Origin of the sequence: Fulvivirga kasyanovii, from assembly GCF_009711405.1 — a bacterium.
GTDB classification, from domain to species: Bacteria; Bacteroidota; Bacteroidia; order Cytophagales; family Cyclobacteriaceae; genus Fulvivirga; species Fulvivirga kasyanovii.
Map to the genome: position 1 here is coordinate 1 of NZ_SMLW01000350.1, position 6,666 is coordinate 6,666.

The 6,666-nt window shown below is 41.5% G+C and carries 8 protein-coding genes; 5 read left to right on the top strand and 3 right to left on the bottom strand.

The window, feature by feature from the left end; all coding sequences use genetic code 11:
- Nucleotides 1–112: 112 nt before the first annotated feature.
- The 3 genes from yihA to E1163_RS03600 are packed head-to-tail and all read left to right on the top strand — an operon-like array spanning nucleotide 113 to nucleotide 1,538.
- Complete coding sequence (yihA, locus tag E1163_RS03590) at nucleotides 113–712, top strand: ribosome biogenesis GTP-binding protein YihA/YsxC (RefSeq protein ID WP_155169535.1); 600 nt, start codon at nucleotides 113–115, stop codon at nucleotides 710–712.
- Between the two features lie 50 nt (nucleotides 713–762).
- Nucleotides 763–1,227, top strand: coding sequence for a DUF5606 family protein (locus E1163_RS03595; RefSeq protein WP_155169537.1), 465 nt, complete (start codon nucleotides 763–765; stop codon nucleotides 1,225–1,227).
- Nucleotides 1,227–1,538 carry a hypothetical protein gene (locus E1163_RS03600; RefSeq protein ID WP_155169539.1) on the top strand — a complete coding sequence of 104 codons (312 nt, stop codon included), beginning with the start codon at nucleotides 1,227–1,229 and terminating at the stop codon, nucleotides 1,536–1,538. Before E1163_RS03595 ends, E1163_RS03600 begins: the two co-directional genes overlap by 1 nt.
- Here the strand turns inward: E1163_RS03600 and fbp are convergent.
- Nucleotides 1,535–2,527 carry a class 1 fructose-bisphosphatase gene (gene fbp, locus E1163_RS03605; RefSeq protein ID WP_155169541.1) on the bottom strand — a complete coding sequence of 331 codons (993 nt, stop codon included), beginning with the start codon at nucleotides 2,525–2,527 and terminating at the stop codon, nucleotides 1,535–1,537. The genes E1163_RS03600 and fbp overlap by 4 nt on opposite strands.
- A gap of 87 nt (nucleotides 2,528–2,614) precedes the next feature.
- Between fbp and E1163_RS03610 the strand changes: the two genes are divergently transcribed.
- Nucleotides 2,615–3,862, top strand: a complete 1,248-nt coding sequence (locus tag E1163_RS03610; protein ID WP_155169543.1) for an aspartate kinase — start codon at nucleotides 2,615–2,617, stop codon at nucleotides 3,860–3,862.
- On the opposite strand, the gene E1163_RS03615 is transcribed toward E1163_RS03610, so the two are convergent.
- The gene (locus tag E1163_RS03615; RefSeq protein ID WP_155169545.1) at nucleotides 3,859–4,350 is read right to left on the bottom strand and encodes a low molecular weight protein-tyrosine-phosphatase; all 492 of its coding nucleotides are present in this window, start codon (nucleotides 4,348–4,350) and stop codon (nucleotides 3,859–3,861) included. The genes E1163_RS03610 and E1163_RS03615 overlap by 4 nt on opposite strands.
- Before the next feature lie 261 nt (nucleotides 4,351–4,611).
- On the opposite strand from E1163_RS03615, the gene E1163_RS03620 reads away from it, so the two are divergent.
- Nucleotides 4,612–5,385 (top strand): enoyl-CoA hydratase-related protein, encoded by a 774-nt coding sequence (locus E1163_RS03620; RefSeq protein WP_155169547.1) that lies wholly within the window; start codon nucleotides 4,612–4,614, stop codon nucleotides 5,383–5,385.
- Between the two features lie 276 nt (nucleotides 5,386–5,661).
- On the opposite strand, the gene E1163_RS30375 is transcribed toward E1163_RS03620, so the two are convergent.
- Nucleotides 5,662–6,666: DUF6588 family protein (locus tag E1163_RS30375; RefSeq protein WP_185155947.1), on the bottom strand; the 1,005-nt coding region annotated here is incomplete at its 5' end.

Consider the following 6,666-nt stretch of genomic DNA (forward strand, 5'->3'; position numbering starts at 1 on the left):
ATATTTAAAATTGAATTGAAGTATTACTTTAACACTAAAAAAATACAAGGTTACTGTTTAGCTACTAAATATAGCTAAATGTTTCTATTTTTCGTAACCATATCCTTATATAATGAAAATCACCAAAGCAGACTTTGTTACCAGCAGTAGCAATCATAACCAGTGTCCTGAGGGCGATTTTCCCGAATTTGCCTTCATTGGCCGCTCGAATGTCGGCAAATCATCGCTAATTAACATGCTAACCAACCATAAAAAGTTGGCTAAGGTTTCCGGTAAACCCGGAAAAACACAATTAATCAACCACTTTCTGATCAATGACAATTGGTATTTAGTGGACTTACCGGGGTACGGTTGGGCCAAAGTAGCCAAAACAGAAAAGGAGAAATGGGGAGCCATGATCCACGACTACCTTATTACCAGGAAAAACCTGGTTTGCATCTTTGTGCTGGTAGACTCCAGGCTAACTCCTCAGCCCATAGATGTGGAGTTTATTAACTGGCTTGGAGAAGTAGGCCTCCCCATGGCTATAATCTTTACCAAGGCGGATAAACAGTCAAAGAACAAGACACAGTCATCCGTGGCAAAGTACAAAAAGCACCTGCTTAAATACTGGGAAAAACTACCCCATATGCTGACAACTTCATCGCAGACAGGCACAGGAAAAGAGGACGTGCTGAATTACATAGATGGCCTGATATCTGCTAGTAAATAATAAAATATTAAGTAGCTTTGAGGTTCAAAATTTAAAAAAGAATTTAAAATATGGAATATAGTGACATCGCATCTGTAGCCGGTAAAGGTGGGCTTTTCAAGATAGTAAAGCCTACAAGAACAGGGGTAATTCTGGAGTCATTAGACGATAAAAAACAAAAGCTGGTAGCCAGTGCTACCCAAAGGATATCTGTACTGAGTGATATCTCGATCTACACAACCGATCAGGAAGGATCAAGACCTCTAGAGGATGTATTCAGACAAATAAACAAAGAATTTAACGGAGACCTGGGCGTCACTCCCACCTCTGAACCTGATGAGTTAAAAGCCTTCATCAAGCACATTATTCCTGATTATGACCCTCAGCGTGTCTATGTTTCAGATATCAAAAAAGTGATTAACTGGTACAATGCGCTGAAACAAAATGCTCCTGAACTTCTTGAAGAGAAGCCTGAAGAAAAAGAAGAAAAAAAGGAGAAGCCTGCCAAGGGGACGAAAAAGGAAAAACCTGAATAATGCTTTCAAACGACGTTCTTCAAACCGTCAGTTTAATAAAAAAAGACCTTTCGCTGGAGAAGGATGCCTTACCGGGACCTATAGCCTCTGTTGATGATTTAAAGAAGCTATTAGTCCCGGTAATTAATTATCTGCTCGATCGTGATATGACCCGATTGCTAAATGCATTGTATCGCATAGATATCAGTGAAAGCAAAGTCAAGCAAGTATTAACTGTCGAGCACCCTGATAATATTGCCTCAAAGCTGGCTGACCTCATAGTCCAGCGGGAGTTGCAAAAGGTAGTTACACGAAGAAAATACAGCAGTTAGCCTCTGTAAAATTCTTCAACCTTATTGACCATATTTTTTGAACCTATGAACAGCGGTGCCCTTTGATGCAGCTCCTCAGGCTGTAGATCAAGGATGCGTTGTTCACCCGTAGATGCTGCACCTCCTGCCTGCTCAACGATAAATGCCAGCGCATTGCATTCATACAGCAATCTTAGTTTTCCATTGGGAGAAGCCGCCGTTGGAGGATACATATAAATGCCTCCTTTAAGAAGGTTTCTATGAAAATCGGCTACCAGAGAGCCAATATACCTTCCTGAATAAGTATTTTCCCTGCAAAAGTTTATATAATTCTTTACAGGCACTGAAAAGCTATTATACGACCCTTCATTGATCGAATATATCTTACCATCTTCCGGGATGTTCATGTTAGGGTGTGAGAGAAAATATTCTCCCAGAGAGGGCTCATAAGTAAAGCCATTAACTCCATGCCCGGTAGTATATACCAGCATGGTTGAAGATCCATACAGCAGATACCCGGCAGCAGCCTGCTCTTTGCCCTTCTGCATAACATCTTCTTTGGTAATTGGTGTACCCACAGGAGTAACCCGGCGGTAAATCGAAAATATGGTGCCTATGGACACATTTACATCTATATTGGACGACCCGTCAAGCGGATCGATGGCAATTACATATTTTCCGTCATTGCTGAGATCGGTTATTTCTTCGTCTTCCTCAGAAATAATTGCACATGCCTCTCCGCCCTTGGTAAGTGCCCTGATAAACCGAATATTGGCCAATACGTCAAGCTTTTGCTGGTCTTCACCTTGTACATTCTGCGCCCCGATAGGCCCTACTATATTGATCAGGCCGGCTTTATTGATCTCCCTGTTTACTACTTTTCCGGCAAGAGCGATGTCACGCAGCAACTGCGACAGTTCACCGGTAGCATATTGAAACTCATCTTGTTTTTTCTTTATGTATCTATCCAGGGTGGTGCCTATGGGTAAGGCTATGCGAGAATCCTCCATAAATTGGTAAAGGCTTTAATATGTGAAATTTTAACTGCTATTTTGAGGGCAAATTTAGCATAAAATTATTATTCAATCGATTGCGATATGAAAGTATTTAAGTTCGGGGGAGCATCCGTTAAAAATGCAGATGCCATCAGAAATATGTGTAACATAATCAGTAACCATTCTGGTGAAAAACTAGTGGTGGTAATTTCTGCAATGGGCAAAACTACCAATGCACTGGAAGCTGTAATAGCCGCCAAACTCAATAATCGCGATACGGAAGAAGAGATTGGAACGATATACAACTACCATCACACAATATGTTCTGAACTTTTTGACGAGAATGACTCTATCTTCACGACCGTCTCTGAAATTTTTGATGACCTCCGCCACGAGCTTGTTCAGAACTACGAGTATAACCAGCTTTATGATCAGATTGTTTCTAAGGGAGAGCTAATCTCTACAAGGATCATAGCGGCATACCTTAACAAAAAGAATTGCAATGCTGAGTGGCTGGATGCACGGGAATACATAAGAACAGACAATAATTTCAGAGAGGGTCGGATCGACTGGAGGCTGACAGAGGAGTTGATAAGACATGACATAGCGCAAAAGGCCGAAGACAATATACTCATAACCCAAGGCTTCATCGGCAGGTCGGAAAATAACTTCACCACTACACTGGGGCGCGAAGGCTCGGATTTTACCGCTGCTATTTTTGCCTCCTGCCTCACTGCTGAGTCCGTAACCGTCTGGAAGGATGTACCTGGCATCCTGAATGCAGATCCAAAAGTGATCCCTGATGCCATTCTGTTTGATGAACTTCCTTACAAAGAAGCCGCTGAGATGACGTACTATGGCGCATCAGTCATTCATCCAAAAACGATCAAACCATTAGCAAACAAAGGTATTCCACTTTATGTTAGGAGCTTTGACCACCCGGACGAACCCGGCACTATCATACATGATTGCAAGCTAAAAGTGCTGCCTCCGACTATAATCATCAAAAATGACCAGTGCCTGGTATCCTTTAAGGTGATTGATTATACTTTTATTAATGAAGAAAACCTGAGCCTGATATTCAAAAGTCTTTCGGAGATTGACATGAAGATAAACATCATGCAAAACTCGGCCATTTCATTCTCTATTGTGGTGGACTATGAGTTTAACAAATTAGAAAGGCTATTGGAATCGTTAAAGTCACACTTTGATATCAGGTACAACACTGGGCTAAAACTGATAACTGTCAAAAATTACGCTCAGGAAATATTGAATAAATACAGGAACGACCAACGAATATTGCTCGAACAGATATCAAGAAATAACTACAGGGCCTTGATAGCCCCTTAGCTTATTGACACTTTCAGACCATGCTTTTGAATTACCTGATTTAAAAACTCATTTACACTGCGTTGCAAAATCAGGTAAACATGCTGAAAGCCCTCTTCCCCTCCGAAATAGGGATCAGGCACATCGGCCCCTTTATCTATCGAATCAAAATCTCTGATAAGCGTAAATTTATCAGAAAATTCATTGGTCTGATCAAGCCGTCGGACGCATTCCATATTTGCCTTATCCATGGCCACGATATAATCAAAGGCCCTGAAATCTTTTTTAGAAAATTGCCGGGCTTCATGATTTAGTTTTAATCCATTCTTTAAAGCATTCTGCAATGTACGCTCATCAGGTTGCTCCCCAATGTGGTACTGACTGGTGCCGCACGAATCTACTTTTATCTGTTCGCTAAGGCCCAGCTCATCAATTTTCTTTTCCATTAAACCCTGGGCAAGTGGTGACCTGCAAATGTTGCCGAGGCATACGAAAAGTACTTTTATCATGACATTTAATTATTTGTTGCTCAACTATTGACTGTTAATACCTAACAGCTACTACATCAATAATAACTGTAATACAATGATTTGATAATAATAATTTCAACAAAAGAAACAAAAGAATGGTTACTTCCAAAAAGCCTCTGGTATATAACAGTAACATAGCACTTTTTACTCACCTGTTTAGTATGGTTAGTTGGAGCCGCCTTTTGAAAAAAGGCGGCTTTTCATTTTATTGCGGCTTTGAACTAAAGCCTAACAAATAAAATGGAATTCATAAAAGTAACCCCTGAATATAAACCTTACATTGCCCTTATCGAACTCAACAGGCCGAAGGAGCTTAATGCCCTTAACCTGCAATTGATGGGAGAACTAAGAGATACACTGAAAGCCCTGGACGACAACGACAAGGTGAGGGCTATCATCATCACCGGAAATGAAAAAGCCTTTGCTGCAGGAGCCGATATCAAGCAAATGGCGGGAAAATCTGCGGTAGACATGCTAAAAATAGACCAGTTCAGCACGTGGGACCAGATCAGAAAAACTAAAAAGCCTCTGATAGCAGCAGTATCCGGCTTTGCCCTGGGCGGAGGCTGCGAACTGGCCATGACATGCGACATGATCATAGCCTCTGAAACTGCCAAGTTCGGACAACCTGAAATCAAAATTGGTGTAATGCCTGGAGCCGGTGGCACACAGCGATTAACAAAGGCCATCGGAAAAGCAAAAGCAATGGAACTGGTACTGACGGGCAGGTTCATTTCAGGAGAAGAAGCCATGCAATATGGCCTGGTAAACAAAGTAGTGCCGGTTGAGATGTATATGTATGAAGCCACAAAACTGGCAGAGGAAATTGCGCAGATGTCCCCTATAGCTGCTCAGCTTGCCAAAGAATCTGTAAACAGGTCATTCGAAACACACCTCGATGAAGGGCTGACTTTTGAACGTAAGAACTTTTACCTGACTTTTGCTTCCGAGGACCAGACTGAGGGAATGCAGGCATTTATAGAGAAGAGAAAACCTGAATACAAAGGAAAATAAAGGGATCATCGGAATTTCGGGTGAGACACCAACTTTTGCCCTTGTGTTTGACAGCCTGTTGTGAGTAGCAATAGGCAAAAGCAGTTGGCAAACTGGAGTGAAATAGCAATAGGTGCAGTTTTTATCTTATTTCAAAGGTAAGCTTTGCGTTGAGGGTTCTTGCATTTCCGATTCACTCACTGCTCAGGTTTTATCCTTGCCCCAATAAAAGAAGGAAAACAAAAAGAGCTGCCTCATTTTGAAGCAGCTCTTTTTGTGATTTATATTTCTGTCTGCTTACCTTACACTAAAGCCAAACCCTACAGTTAGGACATCGTATTTCTGAACAGTATAATCGGCATGTAGCGTAAAGATAGCCAGCTTCAAACGCATACCTGCTGTCATGCGCGGGCCTCCGGTTTTAAATGAAAGATCAATAGGATCCTTATATACTTCATCCACAACACCAAAATCATCAGTAACCACATAATCCCCTTTTAGTTTCAGTTCTGACCTTACACGGTTAAAGCCTAAGCCACCATACAGGGTAAGCACTGAAAACTTTTTAGAGATGATACCCTGAACAGTAAGTGTATTAACGTCAAACACTCCCAAACCGTTAGTGGTACTAACACCTCCGCTACCTGCGTTTACTTCTTCATCAAATGCCACCTCGGTGCTAACACTGGTGTAGCCTACAAAGGCCGACAGATCAAAGGGCAGGTTTTTTATCCCTGGGATATGCTGTTTAACATCATGCATGATACCAAACCCTATGAGTTTGAATGTACCATTATCATCTATATCTATCTCCGGGGTCCACCTGATTTTAATATCCGTATTTTTGATTATACCTACACCTAACTGCGCCATAGGTACCGGAACGGCCTGCATTCCAATCTCTTCTTTCAAATCCAGCCCCTCAGGAGCATCAAATGAGGCGCTCTCATTAGTATTAGGATCAGTAACCGTATAAGTAGGAATCTGTTGTACATCTTTTGTACCGAAGATTGTAGGTGCCTGATTCTTATCATAAGTAATGTTAGAAGAAAGATTCAGAGCGTTAAGATCATAAAACAAGTCTTTATCAGGCACATATGCAGCATTAACCGTTACTGTGAGATCGAACCCTGCTGATTTATGGGCTTTGGCCGTATTGTACCAGCCACTTCCCAGGCTAGTACCAAACCCTTTCATAAATGGGTCTACATAACCTTCAATTAAAAGGTTGGCATCGCTTATACCAGCTTCAAGCAATTTATCCAGGTCATCCTGTGCTTTCACCTGATTAAAACCAAAAAA

Bases quoted from the DNA above. Each gene is read 5' to 3' on its own strand.
- yihA (WP_155169535.1), top strand. From the start codon at position 113: ATGAAAATCACCAAAGCAGACTTTGTTACCAGCAGTAGCAATCATAAC.
- E1163_RS03595 (WP_155169537.1), top strand. From the start codon at position 763: ATGGAATATAGTGACATCGCATCTGTAGCCGGTAAAGGTGGGCTTTTC.
- E1163_RS03600 (WP_155169539.1), top strand. From the start codon at position 1,227: ATGCTTTCAAACGACGTTCTTCAAACCGTCAGTTTAATAAAAAAAGAC.
- fbp (WP_155169541.1), bottom strand. From the start codon at position 2,527: ATGGAGGATTCTCGCATAGCCTTACCCATAGGCACCACCCTGGATAGA.
- E1163_RS03610 (WP_155169543.1), top strand. From the start codon at position 2,615: ATGAAAGTATTTAAGTTCGGGGGAGCATCCGTTAAAAATGCAGATGCC.
- E1163_RS03615 (WP_155169545.1), bottom strand. From the start codon at position 4,350: ATGATAAAAGTACTTTTCGTATGCCTCGGCAACATTTGCAGGTCACCA.
- E1163_RS03620 (WP_155169547.1), top strand. From the start codon at position 4,612: ATGGAATTCATAAAAGTAACCCCTGAATATAAACCTTACATTGCCCTT.